This is a genomic window from [Erwinia] mediterraneensis, from assembly GCF_900604315.1.
GTDB lineage: Bacteria > Pseudomonadota > Gammaproteobacteria > Enterobacterales > Enterobacteriaceae > Pantoea > Pantoea mediterraneensis_A.
This window is the reverse complement of the sequence record NZ_LR026978.1, coordinates 3,776,896-3,796,699: the sequence shown is the minus strand read 5'-3', so window position 1 is coordinate 3,796,699 and position 19,804 is coordinate 3,776,896. Positions and strand designations below refer to the sequence as shown.

Here is a 19,804-nt window from a genome sequence, read left to right as displayed (position 1 = left end):
TTCTCCTGAACCATTATATAAGGCGGTACATAGGCTTTTCTGCACATATCCAGATAATCCGACCATCACTGCATCATTGCCTTGCGGGCTTCAAGATGCTCTGCCTTATGAATGTATGTCTGACGCACGGTGTTACGTTCCTGGTGACTCATCTGGCGTTCTACCACATCCTGCGACCATAAACCGGATTCCATCACTGCATGCATCGCCCGAAAGCCATGACCGCAAATATCCTGTTTTGTATCATAACCCATTAGCCGTAGCGCCTTGCTGACTGTGTTTTCGCACATAGGTTTATACGTGTTGTGGTCGCCCGGAAAGACCACTTCACCATCACTGTAAATATCCTTAACCTGCTTCAGAATGGCAAGAGCCTGGCGCGAGAGCGGAACGATATGCGGTGTGCACATTTTGGCACCACGCCCGGAATAAAGGACACCGGCAATGAGCTCACGAGTGGCAGGTATCGTCCAGATTCTGTTTCTGAAATCAATCTCTGACCAGCGGGCAAAGCGCAGTTCACTGGAACGGATGAACAGATGCAGCGTCAGCAGGACGGCAAGCCGGGTCAGTTCACGGCCCTGATGATAGCCCTCAACGCGTTCGAGCAGCTCAGGCAGATGGTCCAGCGGCAGGGCAGGATAGTGACGTCTGATGGGAGAGTCGTCACGCCGTTAAGGTTTGCCGCCGGGTTAGTGTCGATTAATCCCTGATGAACCGCATGAAGCATGATGTTGCTGAGGTACTGCCGCATGCGGGATGCAACTTCCAACAGGCCTTTTTCCTCAATGCCTTTCAGCAGGTCAATGAAATGACGGGGTTTAAGTTCTGGTACTGACAGGTGCCCGATAACCGGAAAGACATGATTGTTCAGGCTGACGAGCCGGCGGTCAGCGGTATTCTGCGACCACTTTTTATTGCTCCTGTGCCACGCCAGCGTCACGGCTTTAAACGTTGTTTCCGGTCTGCGTAAGCTGCGCTCAGTAGCACGCTGCTGTGCTGGGTTGATGTTAAACGCCAGCATGTTGCGGACACCTCCCGCTGCTGCCTGGCGTCAGAAGGGAGACGGCAGGATAGGCACCCAGTGCAATGCGGGATTCTTTGCCGTTAATACGATACTTGAGATACCAGTGGCGGGAGCCACCCGGCTTGACCAGCAGATACAGGCCGTGAGAATCGGAGACTTTAAAGGGTTTATCAGTAGGGTTGAGAGTGCGGATTTTCGCGTCGGTAAGGGATATATGGGATCACTCCATTATCGAACTAACCTGACCCCAGATTTGACCATCAATTTTTCCCGATGCAGAGGGTAAAATCAAAATGCACCGGGAAGAGTTTTCACGCTAACCTGTTGAATCTGAATCATATAGAGATTCGTGAAGATGCATGAAAACAGAAAATTGGCTCCTCTGACTGGACTCGAACCAGTGACATACGGATTAACAGTCCGCCGTTCTACCGACTGAACTACAGAGGAATCGTTTCGATGGGGCGCATATTAACGGCGCGCCCATAGTGTGTCAACAGCAAAAAACGCATTAGCATTCAACTGGCTAGCTTTAAAGCAAACTGGCGAGATATCAGGCGGAGACGGCCGGAATTGCCTGTAAACGCGCCAGCGGATGTTGCCCGTAAAACTGACTGAGCCGGTGGTACATCGCCGGGAAGCGCTCCGCCAGCAGATCCGGGGCGCTGAAAAAATATTCAGACAACACGGCGAAACATTCTGCCGCATCGCTGGCCGCATAAGGATCGATGGTCGACGCCTGTTCGCCTACCAGTTCCACTTCTGCCTCAATTTCACTCATCGCGGCATGCAGGTCATGTTCCCAGCCTGCCACTTCACGCAGCGGAATGGGCGGGACGCCATTGGTATAGCCGCTGCCGCGCGCATCCAGCTTGTGTGCCACTTCATGGATCACCAGGTTATAACCCGAAAGATCGAACGAATCCTGGATATCGAGCCAGTTCAGCACCACTGGCCCCTGCGTCCAGCTTTGTCCAGCATGCACGGCGCAGGCGTGATGCATCAGTCCGGCATCGTCCTGCCAGTGATCATCAACCTTAAAGGGTTCGGGATAGATAAGGACATCATGAAAGCCGTCGAGCCACTCAAATCCCAGCTTTAACACCGGCAGACAGAAAAGTAGCGCAATGCGTACCGAGCGTAGTTCATCGAGCTTTACGTCCTGCAATGGCACCACTCTTTTATGTTGTAAAAAGCGGCGGGCGAGGGCAATTAGCGCCTGCTGTTCATCGTGATTAAGCAGGGTGAAAACAGGCTGTGCCAGACCCTGTTGCCAGGGCAGCTCGGCCAGCATCGCATCATGATTTGCTTTCCAGGGCCAGTTGAACATGAAACACTCGCTGTGGTGAACGACGCTGAAGCAGCCCTGGTGCGTCCGGCAAATCTTGTCATCCCGCGCGCGGGCAAAAGAAAAGTCACCGGGAGCCGCCATCTACAGGGCTGAGGGAGCAATATTCAACCCGTTAGTGCAAGATTAATCTGTGATGCAGGCCGCAAACCGGGGCGTCTGCCGCGATTATTCACGTTTGACGTGTCTGAACTCAATCACCCATACCCAGGGATTCACTTCCCAGCTGGTTGCGCCATACTGTTTTTGCCAGGCTTTGCGGTACGCTTCTTTCGGCGATTCCGCATTCATACTCATGGTAAAAAAGTTGTTCAGGAAGTGCGTATCGGTCTGCACGCCCTCCGCCATAATCTCATCATCAGTGATATCCTGGATTTTTTGCGCACGGACGGCGGTAATTTCCAGATTAATGCGACTTGCCCAGCGTGGCATATGAATCGCAGTTTGCCAGCCGAACTGCTCGGCTTCAGGATTATGATCCAGCCCGGCGCTGTCCGCACGGTACTGACAAAATTCCGGGGTGCGGAAGGCAACGGGATCGCGCTCATAGGCGCAGACTTTATCTTCTGGCACCATCGGACCGCGCCAGGTTTCACGCACCCAGAGAATATCGCCCGGCTTGCCGTAAGGGCAGTGATAGCTGATATCGCTCATCGACATCAGTTTATAACCATGCAGGTGGTTAGCGCTGACGTCAAACGCGTGTACCCCTTCATGGTGATCCTGACCAGGGCCAAAGGACTGCGTTTTCATGATACGCCGGGTCTGGGTTTGCTGGCCAATTAACAGGGCGCGAACCCGCTGTTCCGAAAAAAGAATCGGCCGTTCTTTCATTGCACACCTCTTGTTATGTGTAGAACCCGTTGTATAAACGGTAAAAAGCCATCGGCGTAAGCCATTATGCCCTGGCATAAGGGGGATAAATCATTTTGCTTAATAATTTGCCGCCTTATAATAAGCATGAGTTTTCTGTTTTCCGTGATTCACAAGGCATTCACGAAAAATGGCGAAATAAAAGTGATCTATCTCGCATCTTCTCAGGCCATTTTCTCCAGTAACAGTACGTTATATCGGCAGGTACGGGAACTTTTTTAGACTGATTCACTGCTTTACATCAGTTTTTACAGCGATATGACCCTGATCATAGCCGTGAAAAGCCGCGTTGCCCATATATTCTCTCTGTATAAAAGCATTATCAATTTTTAACATATCATTTTAAGGCAAACTGCGCTGAGGAAAAACTGAAAACCCGCTAATGACTGGGCATGGGTACAGAAGCGCACTATAAATAGGATCCGGATCCCATTTTTTGCTGCTGCCTCGCGCTTTTTTTGCTTTCACTGGCAGAAGCATGTTCAGAAAAGTGTCATCAGAAAACCGCTATACTGTGCCACGTATTAATGCTGGCCGGACCAGTGTAACGAAAATAAATTTTGCAGGGAGAGAGAAGATGTCACTGACGCTCTGGCAAGCTCGTTTCGAAAGCTGGTTACAGACTAACTGGGTACATGACGATAAAGCGCATGATATTGCTCATCTGCGCCGCGTCTGGATGAGCGCGCAACGTATTATGCAGGGCAGCGACGCCGATCCCCTGGTGGTGCTGGCTGCCTGCTATTTTCATGACATTGTTAACCTGGCAAAAAATCACCCTGAGCGTCATCTTGCTTCTACGCTGGCGGCGGCAGAGACAAAACGCATTCTGCAGCAGGCCTTTGCGGATTTCCCTGCGCAACTGCGGGAACCGGTCGCCCATGCGGTACAGGCGCACAGTTTCAGCGCCGCGATTAAACCGGAAACGCTGGAGGCGAAAATCGTGCAGGATGCCGATCGGCTGGAATCGCTGGGAGCAATCGGTCTGGCGCGCGTGTTTTATACCGCCGGCGCGCTGGGACGTCCGCTGTTTGACAGCGAGGATCCGCTGGGGAAAAAGCGCGAATTAAATGATATTGCCTGGACGCTGGATCACTTTCAGAAAAAGTTGCTGCGGCTGCCTGCCACCATGCAAACCGAAGCGGGACGCCAGCTGGCCGAGCACAACGCGGAATTCCTGGTGGGGTACATGGCGAAACTGTGTGCCGAGCTGCAGGGCGATCTGCTAAACCTGGATGCCTCGGTGCTGCGTGATTTTAGCCCGCAACGGACATCGGCACTCTTCTGCTGAAGGTGACCCTGAGCGCGGGCCGCCAACAGCATGATATCTGTTAAGTGCGCGACGAATCAGCTGCCCGGGTAATTTTCATCACCTGTTGAATCACTGGCAGCAGCAGTTGAGCCACTGCCGCAAACACCGGCACCACCACCGAGTTGCCGAACTGCTTGTAGGCCTGGGTATCGGACACCGGGATGCGAAAACGCTGCTCGCCCGGCGCTTCAAAGCCCATCAGACGCGCGCATTCGCGCGGCGTCAGGCGGCGCGGGCGGCGCGCCATATTCTCCGGATGCTGGAAATCCGCTTCGCCTTGCGCGTTATCCCAGCCACGATCGATCAGAATTTCCGAGCCATCTTTGTAATAACGCGCTGAGAGGGTGCGCGTACAGCAGTGGCTGTCGCGCGGATCGTTCAGGCCAAAACCAAATCCGTTGCCTTTCGCCTTATGCTTTTTCGCGTACTGATAGAGATAGCGCCACAGATCGGGCGAAAGCGTATATTTATCGTCCACCTCGCGATCCAGCAGGCTGTGCAACGACGGCACGCGGGCAGGGTAGAGCTGACGCAGATTCTGCAGGGTAAAATCGCGGCTGAAGGGGTAATCGCGACGAATGCCGACCAGTACAATACGCTCGCGATGCTGCGGCAGGAAATGGCGCGCATCGATGATTTTGCTGTCGGGCAGGGTCGCGTCGGCATCAGCCACATCGTAGCCCAGCTCATCCAGGGTCTGCATAATAATCTGGAAGGTGCGGCCTTTATCGTGACTCTTCAGGTTTTTAACGTTTTCCAGCACAAAAACTGCAGGCTGTTTGGCGGCAAGAATACGCGCCACATCGAAAAACAGTGTGCCCTGTGCCTGGCATTCAAAGCCATGGGCGCGTCCCAGCGCATTTTTTTTACTTACTCCGGCCAGCGAGAAGGGCTGACAGGGAAAGCCCGCCAGCAGCACCTGGTGATCCGGGATCTCCCGGTCAATATACTGATAGATGGCCGCTTCGTCGCTCAGACCTTCCGGCTGGGTGATCTGGCGGATATCGGTGTTGAAGCGATGCTCGGCGGGATCGCTATAATGGTTCGCCCGATAGGTTCTGACCGCCTCTTTATTCCATTCGCTGGTAAAAACACATTTGCCGCCGATAGCTTCAAATCCGGTGCGGATACCGCCAATCCCGGCGAAGAGATCGATAAAACGGAACTGCGGATTATCATAGTGCGCGGGACGGGACGGAAGCATGGCGCGGAGCATAGCGACTTCGTCAGCAATAAGCGGTTTGCTGCTGGCTTTGCCCTGGCGTATACGCGCCAGCCGCTCATGGGACCAGTCACGCCCGCCCGCCTGGTTCAGCGCAGCTGCCACGGTGCGCGGGTTGTAGATAGTCAATACCTGCGCCAGCAGAGACGCATCGTCCGCCGGGTCAGGGTGAGGCAAAAGATACGGTGCGGCGAGCATGGAAGTGTCAACGGCGTGCATGCGTTTTTCCTTAACAGTGAAGGCGCTATGCTATCACTCCTTGCAGGCTGAAGTAATAAGCGGTATGCCAGGGTGATGCATCAGCAAGCGCGCTGAGTCGCCAGCTACAGTCAGCCTGGCGGTGCGTGCGCTACAGTTGTCCTGGGATAAGAAAAAAGGAGTCGCTTATGGCAGACGTGCACAGCAGCGAAATACGCAGCAAAAACATGCGTGCTATCCGCACCCGGGATACCGCCATTGAGCAGCGGGTGGCGCTGCTGTTGAAAGAGCTAGGCTTTGACTTTCGCGTTCAGGATAAAAGCTTGCCGGGACGGCCTGACTTTGTCCTCAGCGAGCAGCAGGCGATCATTTTCGTCCACGGCTGCTTCTGGCATCGCCACCATTGTTATCTGTTTCGCCTTCCGGCGACCCGCACTGAATTCTGGGCAGGCAAGATCAACAGTAATGTGGAACGTGACCGGCGCTATATTGCCGAACTGCAGCAAGCGGGCTGGAAAGTGCTTATCGTCTGGGAATGCGCGCTGCGCAACAAGCTTCGTCTGGGTGAGACGGCGCTGGCCGAGCGGCTGGAGGAGTGGCTGCTGGAGATGGAGACGAGTGCCGAGATCGATCATCTCGGCCTTCATCACTATCCGGTAGTTTAACGCTCACCCCGGGTAATATTGCGCGCCGGAAACAGATATTTCCCCAGCGTCACCAGTACCACGGCCGCAATAATAATCGCCAGTGCCAGCCATTCACGCGGCGACAGAGACTCTCCGGCAAAGGTGGTGCCCAGCAGCACCGCCACCACCGGGTTTACATAGGCATAGCTGGTCGCCACTGCCGGTGAGGTGTGGCGGATCAGATACATATAGGCGCTGATGGCGATCACTGAACCAAAGATTATCAGATAAGCCAGCGCCAGAAAGCCGCTGAGCGGTGGCAGATGATCCAGATGTTCGCCGCTGAACAGACTCACCAGCAGCAGGATCACTCCTGCGGCAATCAGTTCAATGGCCCCGGCCATCGCCCCTTGCGGCAGCGCCACGCGCGATCCCCAGACGGAACCAAATGCCCAGCTCAGAGCCGCCAGCAAAATCATTATCGCCCCCCAGGGATTGCCCGCCAGATGTCCCGCACTGTTCAGCAGAAGAATTCCGATCATGCCGATAATAACTCCCAGCCATTCTGGCGGACGTGACGGGAGGCCGAACAGACGGCCAAAGATCAGGGCAAACAGCGGCACCGTGGCGACCATGACGGCCGCCAGCCCGGAGGGAACATGCTGATGCTCCGCCAGCGTCACCAGTCCGTTGCCGACGCTGAGCAGCAGAAAGCCGACAATCACGGCGTTACGCATTTCGCGCCAGCCCGGCAGCCGCTGTCCGCGCAGCCGTAAAAACAGTAACAGCAGCAGGCCGGCGCTGAAGAAACGCACCCCTGCCATCAGTAGCGGCGGCCAGCTTTCAACCCCCACACGAATAACGTAGTAAGTAGAACCCCAGACAACATAGAGGATAAACAACGACAGTATTAACGGCAGAAGCGCCCGGGCGCGAGGTGACATTATCCATAATCTCAACGTAGAAACAGGATGCTCAGACTGCGGGGAAAGCGCGCGGGACGCAAGCGGTTTTCGGACAGGGAATTCATCTTTTCTCATACGCAGCGGCTGCGCAACCATTGCCAATTTGCACCATACTTGGTTAGATTGCCATTTCCTCCGTGACGAAGGATGCTTCAATGAGCAGTATCAAACTGACGGTGAAACGTCTGTATCAGATTCAGGATGAGCGCATGGTGAATACCCGTGCTACGGCACGTATTTACATTGGTGAGGCGTTGGTCGCTACGGAGGAGATTACCGGCATGACCGAAAGCCCGGTAAGCAAATACCTACATGCCGGGGAAACCCACGGGCAGCCGGTACGGGTGGAGTGGGATTGCGCAGGAATTGCTGACATGACCGTCACGGAAATGGAACGCTGCCCCTGTTGCCAGCATAACGAACCGGAATAAGGATGCTATTTTGGCGGGAACAAGCTTACTGACTTTACTGGATGATATTACCACCCTGCTCGACGACATCTCCATGATGGGGAAAGTCGCGGCGAAAAAGACCGCTGGCGTACTGGGAGACGACCTCTCCCTGAATGCGCAGCAGGTATCCGGGGTGCAAGCCAATCGCGAGCTGCCGGTGGTATGGGGTGTGGCGAAAGGCTCCTTTCTGAACAAGCTGATTCTGGTGCCGCTGGCGCTGCTGATCTCCGCTTTCGCTCCCTGGCTGGTAACGCCGCTGCTGATGATCGGCGGCGCTTATCTCTGTTATGAAGGCACCGAAAAGGTGTTCCACAGCCTGCATCGCGATAAAGCGGAAAAAAGCCCGGAGGCGAGCCAGCAGAGGCTGGAAAAACTGGCGCAGCAGGAGCCGCTCGATTTTGAAAAGAAGAAGATCAAGGGCGCGGTGCGCACAGATTTTATTTTATCGGCGGAGATTGTCGCCATTACGCTGGGTATTGTCTCAGATGCGCCGCTGCTGAATCAGGTGATTGTCCTGTCCGGCATTGCGATTCTGGTTACCGTGGGTGTTTACGGGCTGGTGGCGGCGATTGTAAAACTGGACGATCTCGGTCTCTGGCTGCGAACCAAAGGTTCAAAGCTGGCGCAGAGCATCGGTAGCGCACTGCTGTTTACCGCCCCCTGGCTGATGAAAATTCTCTCGGTGGTAGGCACCCTGGCGATGTTTCTGGTGGGCGGAGGGATTGTTGTCCATGGCATTGCGCCGCTGCATCACGCCATTGAGCATTACAGCGCCGGCTTCAACAGCGTGATTGCCGCGCTGTTAAGCAACGGGGCTAACCTGGTGCTCGGCTTTATTCTGGGTACTATCGTGCTGTGGACGGTAAATCTGATTGCTAAACTGCGCGGGAAGTCGGTATAAAGCGCACTTTATTTCGATAAGTCAGGAGAAAAAGCGTGAACGACGATATGTTTGAATTTGATATCGATGCCCAGCTGGAGCAGGCCGAGGCGAAAGCGGAAAAAAAGGCCAGTGAAGTGCCTGACGATCTGAGTGATGAAGCGGATTGCGAAGGCTGTAAGATCTAAGCGAGCCAGCAGATACGTTTAAAAGCGGATAAGAAATCTTATCCGCTTTTTTTATTTCCAACATTTTTAACTGCTTAATGACGAGTTATCCGCTTTCCGTTTCTTCTGATGCGCAAATTTCGTGCATAGCTGCTATATAAATCAGTAATCATTTATAGAGGAGGAGAAGAAATGTATTTTGCCATCAGTGATGAAGTTCAGCATAAAGACGGCGGACCTGTAATGGTGGTAACCGGCTACGCCAGCGGTATGGTTGAGTGTCGCTGGTATGATGGTTTCAGCGTGCGCCGCGAAGCGTTTCGTAAAGAAGAACTTTCTGTTTTGACACCACAGCGCCAGCTGGCCAGCTAATGTGCTGACCGCAACGAAGACGGGGCGATAACGTCCGCCCCGTCTGATGCCCGCAGCTTTATACCTTACCGTCGTTATCCTCTTCTACCGCCTGATAAATACGCTGCAGAATATCCGGAAAAGCGGACTGAACACGGCTCCAGCTCGGAATAAAGGGCTTATCATTCGGACGTTCAATAAAGGCCTGGCCCGCATCGAGAATTGACTGAGTAAACATTTCCACCGCTGCCTCTTCCGAATGCTGATCAAACTTCAGGCCATTCATTGCCGCTTCGTGGTTATAGGTTTCCATCATATCCAGCGCGTTGCGGTAGTAGGTGGCTTTCAGCACGCGGAAGGAGTCGCTGGTGAGATTGACCCCCATGGTGGCCAGTTTGCGCAGCAGCGATTGTACAATATCGTTACTCATCCGTTTCAGCCCGCCGGTGCCATCTTCTTCCGAGAGCGGCTGATGTTTATGGTCGTAGTTGTCAGAGATTTCCACCTGACAGCTCTGGCGGGTGGTGTAGTTACGGTAGATTTCCGACAGCACGCCAATCTCCAGTCCCCAGTCACCGGGAATTTTAATATTGTTCAGCACATGGGTGCGCATGGCGAACTCCCCGGACAGGGGATAGCGGAAACTGGCAAGATAGTCGAGATAGTCGGAATGCCCGTAAACCTTTTGCAACGAGCGCAGCAGCGGGCTCACCAGCAGACGTCCCACACGCCCGTTCAGCTTGCCGTTCGCCACCCGGGCATAGAAGCCTTTACAGAACTCATACTGGAACGAGGGATTAGCCAGTGGATAGAGCAGGCGTGCCAGCATGCCGCGTTCATAAGTGACAATATCGCAATCGTGTAAGGCCACACAGCTGGTCCGATCGGAGGCGAGGGTGTAGCCGGTGCAGAACCAGACGTTGCGCCCCTTGCCCGGCTGCGTGGGCGATAACCCTTCTTTATCCAGCTCAGCGTCCAGCGCCTTGAGACGCGGTCCATCGTTCCACAAGATGCGGTGACGCTGTGGCAGGCGCGAGAAAAATTCGCGCGCATACAGGAACTGGTCGCGATCGGCGCGATCGAGGCCAATTACGATCTCCTCCAGGTAGGGCACCTTCGCCAGCTCATCAACGATATGGCTCAGGGCCGGGCCTTCCAGTTCGGAAAAAAGCGATGGCAGCATCAGGCCCATTTTGCGCTTGCGGGAAAACTGCACTAACTCCTTTTCCAGCTCTTCCACATTGCGGTGGGTGAGATTATGAAAATTGGTAATCACGCCATTCTGGTAAAAATCACTCATCGCCTCATCCTTCTTTTGGATTCAGAATGCGCGGCATCAGGGCTGCGCAAGAAAATAGTCGAGACCTTCGCGCCAGCCTTCCGGGCCGTAGTGGGTAGTATGATAAACGTTGTGCTGATCCTGGCGGGACAACGTAACCGGGGTTTTACTGTAGCCTTTGATTACCACCGCATAGTCGACGCTGTCGAGCATCGGGGCATCGTTGGGACCGTCGCCGAGGCCAATGGTCTGGCGCTGCACGCCTTCTGCCTGCTGCAGATGCTGACGCAGCCAGGTCAGCGCCGCGCCTTTGCCGCTGCCCTGCGTCATTACGTGCCAGAAGCGTCCTCCCTGGGTCAGCATCAGGCCTTCAGCCTGCAGCGCGCGGCTAAAGCGCTCAAACTGCTCGTCGCTGTCGCGCCAGATCACTACCTCTGAGGCGTCACGCTGACGTGCCAGCGCGGATTCAGCCACGGTCAGCCCGGTCATTTTCGCGACGTCCTGGTCGGTGAAATCACAAAAGCCGGAAAAACGATAGGTACCCTGCAGGGCGCTGAGGGTGGTGCACAGCGCCTGATAATCGCGACCTCCATGCGGAATATGTTGCAGTTGCCCATCTTCCAGATGGACCACGGCACCGTTTTCGGCAATAAAGGGCGCACCGCTAATACCCAGCTTCTCCTGCAGTGGAACGATTTCCGCTACGGTCTTACTGGAACAGATAACCAGCGGGATCTGGTACTGCTGCAGACGCGCCAGCCATTCGGTGGCGGGCTCCCACTGATAGGTATGATGGTCAAGCAGGGAACCGTCGAGATCGGTCACGATCATTAAGGGCTGCTGCAAATCGGGCATTTCACCTCTCCTGTACCATCCCATGGCAGTTAAGCAGATAAAATTCGAAATACTAGCTTAACCGCTCTACGGGTTTTTGCCTGTCGGCCCCGAAACTCTGTGCCAGGAATCGTCTTAAATCCGGATGGGCGAAGCGGGAAAGAGGAGAGAAGGGCGAGCAGACAGCAGAGCACAAATCTGCTCCGCAGTGGACGTTGCAGCGCCAACGCCTGCAAGCTGCTTTCAGCTGGCGGCGGCGCCGCTTTTTCATCTTCCTGGTTAGCGATTCAGCTCATTGCTGCTGTAATCGTGAATATCCAGCTCAAATGCATCGGCCAGTTCACAGCCTGCCGCCGGATTTGTGGCTTCAGGGCGGGGGCGGGGCTGCGCTGCATCGCTATCCATCCACTCTCTAATCTCACCGGAGGTACGCGTTTGAATCGCCTGCAGCAGCTGCTCAATATCGGCAGCATGGTCCTCTGGTCTGACATTGCCCTCAGATCGCTTCATTATGTTCATGATACCCCCGGCAGCCTTTTGTTCAGTATAATCGCTGCGGGAAAAGGAAAGTATGCAGCGTGCCAGAAACCGGGCGCCGATCAGAAAGCAGGCAAAAAGGCTCCTGACGAATCTTTACCTGACAGGTAAGCATCCTGCGATCAGAAAGACTATATTTATCAGTGTTTCGCAGATTTTATTATGAACTCAAGGAGAGATTATGGATCTGTTACGTATCATTATCGCTATTCTGCTGCCACCGCTCGGCGTGTTTCTGCAGGTGGGATTTCGCGGCGCCTTCTGGTTAAACATCCTGTTAACGCTGCTGGGGTATATTCCCGGTATTGTTCACGCCATCTGGGTGATTGCCCGCCGCTAAGCTCGGCAACGCGCTTTCTCTTCGGTTACAATGGGGTCTGACCGGGAATCAGGGGAGAAAGAAATATGCAGGTGAATGACCGCGTCACGGTAAAAACGGATGGCGGCCCACGCCGGGTCGGCACTATCCTGGCGGTGGAAGACTTTAACGAAGGCACCATGTATCTGGTCGCTCTGGAAGATTATCCGCTGGGGATCTGGTTTTTTAATGAAAACGCCCAGCAGGAGGGCGTTTTCGTGGAACCTTATGAAGAAGGGGCATAGTACCCCTTCGGTTTATCTGCGCCAGAAGTTGTCAAAACGTCTCCCAGTTATCGTCACCTGCTGCCAGCGCCGGGCGCCGGGCAACAGGCGCGGCTTTCTCTGCCGGAGCCCCTTTCTGCACCGGTGCGGCTAACAGTGGCGTATCACTCAGGCGGAACGCTGACACGGCTTGCGTGAGTTTGCCCGCCTGATCTTCCAGCGCTGCCGCAGCGGCTGAGGCTTCTTCCACCAGCGAGGCGTTCTGCTGCGTGACGTTATCCATCTCGGTGACCGCCTGGCTCACCTGCTGGATACCACGGCTCTGCTCATCTGACGCAGCGGCAATTTCCGCCATAATATCGGTGACACGCCGTACCGCTTCGACAATTTCGCTCATGGTTGAGCCCGCTGCGCCAGCCTGATGCGAACCGTTATTGATCAGCGCTACCGACTCCGCGATTAACCCTTCAATCTCCTTCGCTGCCTGTGCACTGCGCTGCGCCAGATTACGCACTTCGCTCGCCACCACGGCAAAGCCGCGGCCCTGCTCTCCGGCGCGCGCCGCTTCTACGGCGGCGTTCAGCGCCAGAATATTGGTCTGGAAGGCGATGCTGTTAATCACGTTGGTGATTTCAGCGATCTTCTTCGAGCTGCCGGAGATATTATTCATGGTTTGCACCACGCCGCTGACGATCTCGCCGCCATTGCGCGCTTTTCCGGAGGCATCAGCCGCCAGCTGACTGGCATGATGAGCGTTTTCCGCATTCTGTTTCACCGTGGCGGTCAGCTGCTCCATGCTGGCTGCCGTCTGCTCCAGCGCTGCCGCCTGCTGTTCGGTGCGTGAAGAGAGATCGGTGTTGCCAGCGGTAATTTCACCGGAACCCTGATAAATAGCCACAGCACCTTCGCGTACGGAGCCAACGGTTTTCACCAGCGCATCCTGCATCAGCTGCAGATTATGCAGCAACAGGCCAATCTCGCTGCGACCACAGGGTTGATGAGGCGCGGTGAGATCGCCCTGCGCAATGCGTTCAATGCGCGCCACAGCGTGGCGCAGTGGCGTGATCACCACACGACGCAGGAACACAAAGGTGAGCAGCGTCAGCAGCAGGGCGGCAACAAAGGCACCCGCCATCGCGATATTGCCAATACGTGACTGCTCTTCTGCCTTCCGGTTAATGGCTTCAGCGCGGTCGGTACGGATTTTAATCGCCTTTAACAGCACTTCGTTATACGCATCATCAAGCTTACGGGTCACATCGGTTTCCAGCGCGATGACGCTTTCAAAGCTACCCTGTTTGGCAGCATCGACCATCGGCTGCAGCCCTTTATCTATATAAGCGTTGAAACGTTCCTGTAACGGGGCATCAAGAGCGATACCCTCAGCCGTCTTGTTATTGCGGCTCATATAGACTTTGAAGCCTTCGCGCGCCTGCAGAATACGTTTCTCGGTGTGGGCCACATCGGCACGATACTGGTCCATTTCGCCGATACGCGCGGCAGCGCCAGCCTGAATAATATTCAGGCGCGCGCTACGCAGGTGATTTGAGCTGTTAGAGATTCCCATGCGAATCTGAATTTCTTCTGTAGCATCAGCAAGAGAGTTATTGCTCTGCGCCAGAAACCAGCTTGCGAGGCCAATGCATAAGGCAAAAAGCAATAAAATACCGCCAAAAATCAGGGAAAAGAGCGGCATCAGGCGGATGTTCTGCCAGATACTGAGCTTGCTTTGCCCATCGGTCACCAGTGCTGTGTTCATATCCGTGCTCTCTTATAAGTTGTAGGGGCCGCAGATAAAGACATCGGCAAGAAAACAGAAAGGATTAGTGGGGATAATGGGATCAACTTCGCAATTTTCGTTAAAAGTAAAAATCCGCCTTCATAGAAGGCGGCTTTGATTGCGCCCCATAGGGGGTACCAAAAACCTTAAAAGGAAGTCTCTGCCTGTTCCGTAAGATTCAAATCCAGAGACGATAAGGCAGAGCCAAAACGTATTGATGACCACGCCCGCAGGACGTGGTTTTAAGCTGGCAGTAAAAATCCGCCTTCATAGAAGGCGGCTTTGATTGCGCCCCATAGGGGGGTACCAAAAACCTTAAAAAGCAGTCTCTGCCTGTTCCGTAAGATTCAAATCCAGAGACGATAAGGCAGAGCCAAAACGTATTGATGACCACGCCCGCAGGACGTGGTTTTAAGCTGGCAATAAAAAAACCGACCCGGAGGTCGGTTTTTAAATCGGGCAGGGTTATCTGATGTTAACGTAAATACCCGAGGTCACATTATCCGTAAGACGTACCACATGATAAATAACCTGCTTATTATGAGTTTTAATCTTACGCTTAATATTACCTTTATGTGACGAAACCGTTTTCGCCTTAATTTGCATCTTATCCGAGATCTGGATGGTGTCGTGTCCTGACATCCACATCTTCAGCATGTTTGACTCGGTCTGGCTCAGAGTCAACGGATGCACGTCCAACCCGGCAGAAATACGCGGTGATGTGCTGGCTTTCTTTTGCAGGTAACTGCTCAGCAGAGAGTCCAGAGTTGAAGTTTTCACCGATTTAGAAGTGATAATCAGGTTCTTACGGACGTAAAGATATTCTTCAAAATGAATGTTAGAGATCGCCATGAAAATAAAAAACAGCGTATCAGGATGCTGCATGATAATGTTACGAATGCGATCGCTGGAGTCCGATTCATGAATGAAACACTCTTCATTAATAAAGACGACACCCGGTTTTAATTGCTCGCATTTCTGTTGTAACTGATCAATATCTGATACAGAACTAATATTTTTCTTTTTAACTCCCTTTGACGACATGTAGTCCGACAAACCCAGGCGTGTGTAGTTGCATGAATCCATAATAATAGTTGGCATGTTAGCGACCCTCACCAATTTGTTATCCGTTTAAATCAACGATGAATACGCGTTTGCGGTACAAGCAAGTTTTCCAATGATACTTTATTTTGCATTGCAGCCTGGCGACGGGCAAAAAGCCTGTCCAGAAGATACATCCCTGACCCTGACTGCGAAAGTAATGTTTTACGCTACTGTAACGTCACTCATCCGCCGGCGACAGAAAGCCGCTGGCAGCGGGTAGCGTGCGTTGCTATCACGCGCTTTTGAGATGTCCGTCACTATCGCCGATAACTCAGTTAATTCTGATAGGACAATTCTCAAAAGGCCTGAAAGGCAAAAGCGTGATGATTCAGAGCGTGTTGACAATGCCGGAAAAAAAGGATTCTGACAAGAAAAATTATTTCTAAATATTTCCTCTTATAAAACAACCATTTGCGCATTAATTCAACAGATACATAAGGTTATGCGCCTTAAGAATCTTCTACTTAAAATACGCCAAGGCTCATTTAATAAGAATAATTTTCAGCACACTTCAGCACTTATCAGAATTTCCTTAGTTGATTTCTGAAAAAATTGGTTCAAAAAATGCACTCAATGTTTTTAACCACTTAAGTGTGTGATCACCCTGATAAAGGAATACTTAACCCTTAGTCATGAGTAAGTTCAGTAAGGAAGCGTGCAAGCAAATCGAAGAGTTCGCCGAACAGATGCTCGCAGAACGGGGCCAGCAACGGCATCATCAGGCCAATAGAGAGAATACCCACTGATAAGGTAATGGGGAAACCAATCGCAAACACTGACAACTGTGGTGAAACCCGGTTTAATAAACCCAGGACCAGGTTTAACGTAAGAAGCAGAATAATTAAGGGCAGCGCTAACATCATGCCATTAAGGAAAATTAGTCCGGCTGCTTTCACCAGCGCCATAAAAGCATTAGCGTTGAGCGGCGCACCTCCGATGGGCATGGTATGAAAACTGTCTGCCAGCAGCGAGATGAGCCAGAGATGACCATCGAAGCTGAGAAACAGCAGCATGGTAAGCATATCAAGAAAACGCGCCAGCACCGGCATATTCAGACGACTGCCAGGATCAAAGAAGGTGGCGAACGAGAGCCCCATCTGTAAGCCGATCACTTCACCGGCGGTGCGCACGGCAGCAAAGGCAAACTGCATGGTCAGCCCCAGAGCGGTGCCGATCATGATCTGCTGAATCAGCAACCATAATCCGGCGGGGGAGAACAGGGTGACTTCGACGGGCGGCAGCAGCGGCATCAGCAGCCAGGTAATCATCACGCCTAAACCCAGCTTGACCCGCTTGCTGATGTTACGCTCGCCCAGCAGCGGCGCCGTGGCCAGCAGGGCCAGCACCCGCACCAGCGGCCAGTAAAATTCGCTGACCCAGCGCACCAGCTGACTGCTGTCGATGTCAATCATCAGCCGATCATATAAGGCAGGTTAGAGAACAGCGTGCGGATGTAGTCCAGCACCAGATTCAGCATCCAGGGACCGGCAATAATCGCGGTGGTCGCCACGGCGAGGATCTTCGGTATAAAGGAGAGCGTTTGCTCGTTTACCTGAGTGGCGGCCTGCAGCAGGCTGATAATCAGGCCGCTGAACAGAGCGGCCAGCAGCAGCGGCGCGGCAAGGGCGAGGGCGACCTTCATCGCTTCCTGACCCATTACCATAATCGATTCGGGTGTCATGTGCGTTTTCCTGTGGCTGAAAAGGAATATAAGAAGCGGTCAGGAGTAGAAGCTTTGCGCCAGCGACCCTACCAGCAGCTGCCAGCCATCAACCAGCACAAACAGCATCAGCTTAAAGGGTAAAGAAATGGTTGCCGGCGGCACCATCATCATCCCCAGCGCCATCAGTACGCTGGCGACGACCAGGTCGATGATCAGGAAGGGGATAAACACGGTAAAGCCAATCTGGAACGCTGTTTTCAGCTCGCTGGTCACGTAGGCGGGCAGCAGAATACGCAAAGGCACCGCTTCCGGCCCGGCGATGGGCGGCGTATTGGACAGGCGGGCGAACAGCGCCAGGTCGGCTTCACGTGTCTGACGCAGCATAAAGTCACGCAGCGGCTGAGCCCCTTTTTCCAGCGCCACTTCCATGCTGATCTTGTCCTGGCTGAAAGGCAAATAGGCGTCCTGATAAATCTTGTCGAAAGTCGGCGCCATAATAAAGAAGGTCAGAAACAGCGCCAGGCCCAGCAGCACCTGGTTTGGCGGTGCCGATGGCGTACCGAGGGCGTTACGCAGCAAGCCGAAAACGATAATGATGCGGGTAAAGCTGGTCATCATCAGCAGCACGGCCGGAATAAAGGTCAGGGCGGTAATAAAGACCAGCGTCTGTACCGGCAGTGTCCAGCTCTGCCCGCCGTTGGGCAGCGGGTGGCTCACCAGACCCGGCAGTTGCGCATGGGCAGCCGGTGCCAGCAACAGCAGCAGAAAAGGAAGCAGTCGACGCATCATTGAGGTTTTCCGGGACGTTTAACCAGGTTTTGTAACAGCTGACGAAAATCTTGCGGCGCGGCGGGCGCTTGCTCTTCCGGCGCGGCGGGTGGTAGCGTGTGCAGATGGGTAATCTGCTGTGCGGTGACGCCCAGCACCAGACGCGCATCGGCGGTATCGACAATCACCACACGCTCACGCTGTCCCACCTGCACACTGGCGCTGACGTTCAGCGCCTGCTGGCCGCTGACCCGCTTCGGGGCAAACCCGAGGCGGCGCGCCAGCCAGGCACAAACCAGAATCAACAACACGATCACCGCCAGCACGCTACTCACCTGCGTCAATACCGAGCCGGTAGAGTAGACTGGCGCCTGGGTGGAGGCGCTGTGCGTTGCCTGGGTTGGGTTGTTCATCATTAACGACTCAGACGACGCATACGTTCAGAAGGCGTAATGATATCGGTAATGCGTACGCCATATTTGTCGTTCACCACCACCACTTCCCCCTGGGCGATAAGATAACCGTTAATCAGGATGTCCAGCGGCTCACCGGCCAGACCGTCCAGCGCCACCACCGAACCCTGCGTCAGACGCAGCAGCTCTTTGATGGTCATCTTGGTACGGCCGAGTTCAACGGTCAGCTTTACCGGAATATCCATGATCAGGTCGATATCCTGCAGGGAACCGGTAACATCACTGGTTTCAAAAGACCGGAAGACGTTCTCGCTCTGCGGCGCACTGCTACTGCTGGTCGCCGCCTGCTCGTTCATCGCCTCAGCCCACAGATCGTCCGCAGAGATATTGTCATCGGACGGTTTCTTGCTGTCACTCATTGGGCTGTTCCTCGTTCAGCGAATTCAAAATCGGGTTAATCAAATGCTCAACACGCAGGGCGTACTGGCCATTCAGCGTGCCATATTGACTGGTTAATACCGGAACGCCATCCACATGGGCAATAATGCGGTCCGGTTTATCAATGGGCAGCACGTCGCCGGGTTTCAGCTGCAGAATACGCGACAAGCGCAGCGAGACATCAGCAAAGTGCGCAATCAACTCCAGCTCCGAGTGCTGGACCTGTTTCACCAGATTATCGCGCCAGTGGGTATCCTCCTGACGGGAGTTCTCCAGCGGCGGGTTTACCAGCAGTTCACGCAGCGGTTCAATCATGGAGAAGGGAATACAGATATTGAATTCCCCTACCAGGTTACCAATCTCCACCTGGAACGGCGTATTGACCACGATGTCGTTCGGCGACGTGGTGATGTTGGTGAACTTCACCTGCATCTCCGAACGCACATATTCGACTTCCAGCGGGTAAATCGCTTTCCAGGCGTCGCTGTAGCCTTCCAGCGCCAGTTTCAGCATACGACGAATAACGCGCTGCTCTGTATGGGTAAACTCCCGACCCTCTACCTTGGTAGGGAAACGGCCATCACCGCCAAACAGGTTATCTACAGCGATAAACACCAGGCTGGGTGAAAACACCACCAGGGCGGTGCCACGCAGCGGCTTCAGGTGGATCAGGTTCAGGTTGGTCGGCACCGGCAAGTTGCGGGCAAACTCATGGTAAGGCTGAATCTTGATCGCACCGACGCTGATGTCCGGGCTGCGGCGCAGCAGGTTAAACAGCGCCATACGAAACTGACGGGCAAAGCGTTCATTAATAATTTCCAGCGCCTGCAGACGCTCGCGCACCACGCGACGCTGGGTATTGGGATCATAGGGGCGAATATCCCCCTCGAGTCCCTTCGTGCTTTTATCATCTTCTGCGCTGTCGCTGTCTCCATTGAGCAGCGCGTCTATCTCAGCCTGGGAGAGAATGCTGTCGCCCATTGAT

At 53.9% G+C, this 19,804-nt stretch carries 23 protein-coding genes, 1 tRNA gene and 1 pseudogene; 8 read left to right on the top strand and 17 right to left on the bottom strand.

Going from position 1 to position 19,804, the window contains the following annotated elements; all coding sequences use genetic code 11:
* Positions 1–65 precede the first annotated feature (65 nt).
* From E0E17_RS17925 to E0E17_RS17910, 4 genes and pseudogenes are all read right to left on the bottom strand, one after another.
* A pseudogene (locus E0E17_RS17925) lies at positions 66–1,241 on the bottom strand (tyrosine-type recombinase/integrase).
* 160 nt (positions 1,242–1,401) lie between these two features.
* Positions 1,402–1,477: transfer RNA gene (locus E0E17_RS17920), tRNA-Asn, on the bottom strand.
* 103 nt (positions 1,478–1,580) lie between these two features.
* Positions 1,581–2,357 (bottom strand): DgsA anti-repressor MtfA, encoded by a 777-nt coding sequence (mtfA, locus tag E0E17_RS17915; protein ID WP_130835342.1) that lies wholly within the window; start codon positions 2,355–2,357, stop codon positions 1,581–1,583.
* A gap of 186 nt (positions 2,358–2,543) precedes the next feature.
* Entirely contained in the window at positions 2,544–3,209 is a 666-nt protein-coding gene (locus tag E0E17_RS17910; protein WP_130835341.1) for an ASCH domain-containing protein, read from the bottom strand.
* A 616-nt stretch (positions 3,210–3,825) separates the two neighbouring features.
* Here E0E17_RS17910 and E0E17_RS17905 point away from each other — a divergent pair.
* Positions 3,826–4,539, top strand: coding sequence for a phosphohydrolase (locus E0E17_RS17905; RefSeq protein WP_130835340.1), 714 nt, complete (start codon positions 3,826–3,828; stop codon positions 4,537–4,539).
* A gap of 40 nt (positions 4,540–4,579) precedes the next feature.
* Here the strand turns inward: E0E17_RS17905 and dcm are convergent, their stop codons facing one another.
* A complete protein-coding gene (gene dcm, locus E0E17_RS17900) occupies positions 4,580–6,001 on the bottom strand; it encodes a DNA (cytosine-5-)-methyltransferase (protein ID WP_130835339.1) in 1,422 nt (473 codons plus the stop codon).
* A 167-nt stretch (positions 6,002–6,168) separates the two neighbouring features.
* Between dcm and E0E17_RS17895 the strand changes: the two genes are divergently transcribed.
* Positions 6,169–6,645, top strand: coding sequence for a very short patch repair endonuclease (locus E0E17_RS17895; protein ID WP_130835338.1), 477 nt, complete (start codon positions 6,169–6,171; stop codon positions 6,643–6,645).
* Here E0E17_RS17895 and yedA read toward each other — a convergent pair.
* Entirely contained in the window at positions 6,642–7,550 is a 909-nt protein-coding gene (gene yedA, locus E0E17_RS17890) for a drug/metabolite exporter YedA (RefSeq protein ID WP_130835337.1), read from the bottom strand. The genes E0E17_RS17895 and yedA overlap by 4 nt on opposite strands.
* 176 nt (positions 7,551–7,726) lie before the next feature.
* Here yedA and E0E17_RS17885 point away from each other — a divergent pair, with 176 nt between their 5' ends.
* The 4 genes from E0E17_RS17885 (at position 7,727) to E0E17_RS17875 (ending at position 9,442) form a co-directional block, all read left to right on the top strand.
* Positions 7,727–8,002, top strand: a complete 276-nt coding sequence (locus E0E17_RS17885; RefSeq protein ID WP_130835336.1) for a hypothetical protein — start codon at positions 7,727–7,729, stop codon at positions 8,000–8,002.
* Between the two features lie 10 nt (positions 8,003–8,012).
* The gene (locus tag E0E17_RS17880; protein ID WP_130835335.1) at positions 8,013–8,924 is read left to right on the top strand and encodes a DUF808 domain-containing protein; all 912 of its coding nucleotides are present in this window, start codon (positions 8,013–8,015) and stop codon (positions 8,922–8,924) included.
* 35 nt (positions 8,925–8,959) lie between these two features.
* Entirely contained in the window at positions 8,960–9,091 is a 132-nt protein-coding gene (locus tag E0E17_RS20530) for a hypothetical protein (RefSeq protein ID WP_255352405.1), read from the top strand.
* Between the two features lie 171 nt (positions 9,092–9,262).
* Positions 9,263–9,442 carry a YodC family protein gene (locus E0E17_RS17875; RefSeq protein WP_130835334.1) on the top strand — a complete coding sequence of 60 codons (180 nt, stop codon included), beginning with the start codon at positions 9,263–9,265 and terminating at the stop codon, positions 9,440–9,442.
* A 58-nt stretch (positions 9,443–9,500) separates the two neighbouring features.
* On the opposite strand, the gene E0E17_RS17870 is transcribed toward E0E17_RS17875, so the two are convergent.
* The 3 genes from E0E17_RS17870 to E0E17_RS17860 all read right to left on the bottom strand — a co-directional run bounded on the left by E0E17_RS17870 (position 9,501) and on the right by E0E17_RS17860 (position 12,044).
* Entirely contained in the window at positions 9,501–10,721 is a 1,221-nt protein-coding gene (locus tag E0E17_RS17870; RefSeq protein ID WP_130835333.1) for a glycosyltransferase family protein, read from the bottom strand.
* A 36-nt stretch (positions 10,722–10,757) separates the two neighbouring features.
* Positions 10,758–11,555 (bottom strand): mannosyl-3-phosphoglycerate phosphatase-related protein, encoded by a 798-nt coding sequence (locus E0E17_RS17865; protein ID WP_130835332.1) that lies wholly within the window; start codon positions 11,553–11,555, stop codon positions 10,758–10,760.
* Between the two features lie 258 nt (positions 11,556–11,813).
* A complete protein-coding gene (locus tag E0E17_RS17860; RefSeq protein WP_237680806.1) occupies positions 11,814–12,044 on the bottom strand; it encodes a DUF2525 domain-containing protein in 231 nt (76 codons plus the stop codon).
* Positions 12,045–12,252: 208 nt separating this feature from the next.
* On the opposite strand from E0E17_RS17860, the gene E0E17_RS17855 reads away from it, so the two are divergent.
* Both E0E17_RS17855 and dsrB read left to right on the top strand, forming a co-directional pair.
* Positions 12,253–12,411 carry a YqaE/Pmp3 family membrane protein gene (locus E0E17_RS17855; RefSeq protein WP_130835330.1) on the top strand — a complete coding sequence of 53 codons (159 nt, stop codon included), beginning with the start codon at positions 12,253–12,255 and terminating at the stop codon, positions 12,409–12,411.
* Positions 12,412–12,476: 65 nt separating this feature from the next.
* Positions 12,477–12,674, top strand: a complete 198-nt coding sequence (gene dsrB, locus E0E17_RS17850) for a protein DsrB (protein WP_130835329.1) — start codon at positions 12,477–12,479, stop codon at positions 12,672–12,674.
* Between the two features lie 31 nt (positions 12,675–12,705).
* Here dsrB and E0E17_RS17845 read toward each other — a convergent pair whose 3' ends face one another.
* The 8 genes from E0E17_RS17845 to fliM all read right to left on the bottom strand — a co-directional run bounded on the left by E0E17_RS17845 (position 12,706) and on the right by fliM (position 19,800).
* Positions 12,706–14,412 carry a methyl-accepting chemotaxis protein gene (locus E0E17_RS17845; RefSeq protein ID WP_130835328.1) on the bottom strand — a complete coding sequence of 569 codons (1,707 nt, stop codon included), beginning with the start codon at positions 14,410–14,412 and terminating at the stop codon, positions 12,706–12,708.
* Positions 14,413–14,898: 486 nt separating this feature from the next.
* Positions 14,899–15,534, bottom strand: coding sequence for a transcriptional regulator RcsA (gene rcsA / locus E0E17_RS17840; protein ID WP_130835327.1), 636 nt, complete (start codon positions 15,532–15,534; stop codon positions 14,899–14,901).
* Positions 15,535–16,163: 629 nt separating this feature from the next.
* Positions 16,164–16,949, bottom strand: coding sequence for a flagellar biosynthetic protein FliR (gene fliR / locus E0E17_RS17835; RefSeq protein ID WP_130835326.1), 786 nt, complete (start codon positions 16,947–16,949; stop codon positions 16,164–16,166).
* Entirely contained in the window at positions 16,949–17,218 is a 270-nt protein-coding gene (fliQ, locus tag E0E17_RS17830) for a flagellar biosynthesis protein FliQ (RefSeq protein WP_130835325.1), read from the bottom strand. The genes fliR and fliQ overlap by 1 nt, the downstream gene beginning before the upstream one ends.
* A gap of 39 nt (positions 17,219–17,257) precedes the next feature.
* Positions 17,258–17,986 carry a flagellar type III secretion system pore protein FliP gene (fliP, locus tag E0E17_RS17825; protein ID WP_130835604.1) on the bottom strand — a complete coding sequence of 243 codons (729 nt, stop codon included), beginning with the start codon at positions 17,984–17,986 and terminating at the stop codon, positions 17,258–17,260.
* Positions 17,986–18,381, bottom strand: a complete 396-nt coding sequence (gene fliO, locus E0E17_RS17820) for a flagellar biosynthetic protein FliO (protein ID WP_130835605.1) — start codon at positions 18,379–18,381, stop codon at positions 17,986–17,988. The genes fliP and fliO overlap by 1 nt, the downstream gene beginning before the upstream one ends.
* Before the next feature lie 2 nt (positions 18,382–18,383).
* Complete coding sequence (gene fliN / locus E0E17_RS17815; protein ID WP_130835324.1) at positions 18,384–18,800, bottom strand: flagellar motor switch protein FliN; 417 nt, start codon at positions 18,798–18,800, stop codon at positions 18,384–18,386.
* Positions 18,793–19,800: a flagellar motor switch protein FliM gene (gene fliM / locus E0E17_RS17810; protein WP_130835323.1), complete on the bottom strand. Its 1,008-nt coding sequence runs from the start codon at positions 19,798–19,800 to the stop codon at positions 18,793–18,795. Before fliM ends, fliN begins: the two co-directional genes overlap by 8 nt.
* Positions 19,801–19,804 lie beyond the last annotated feature (4 nt).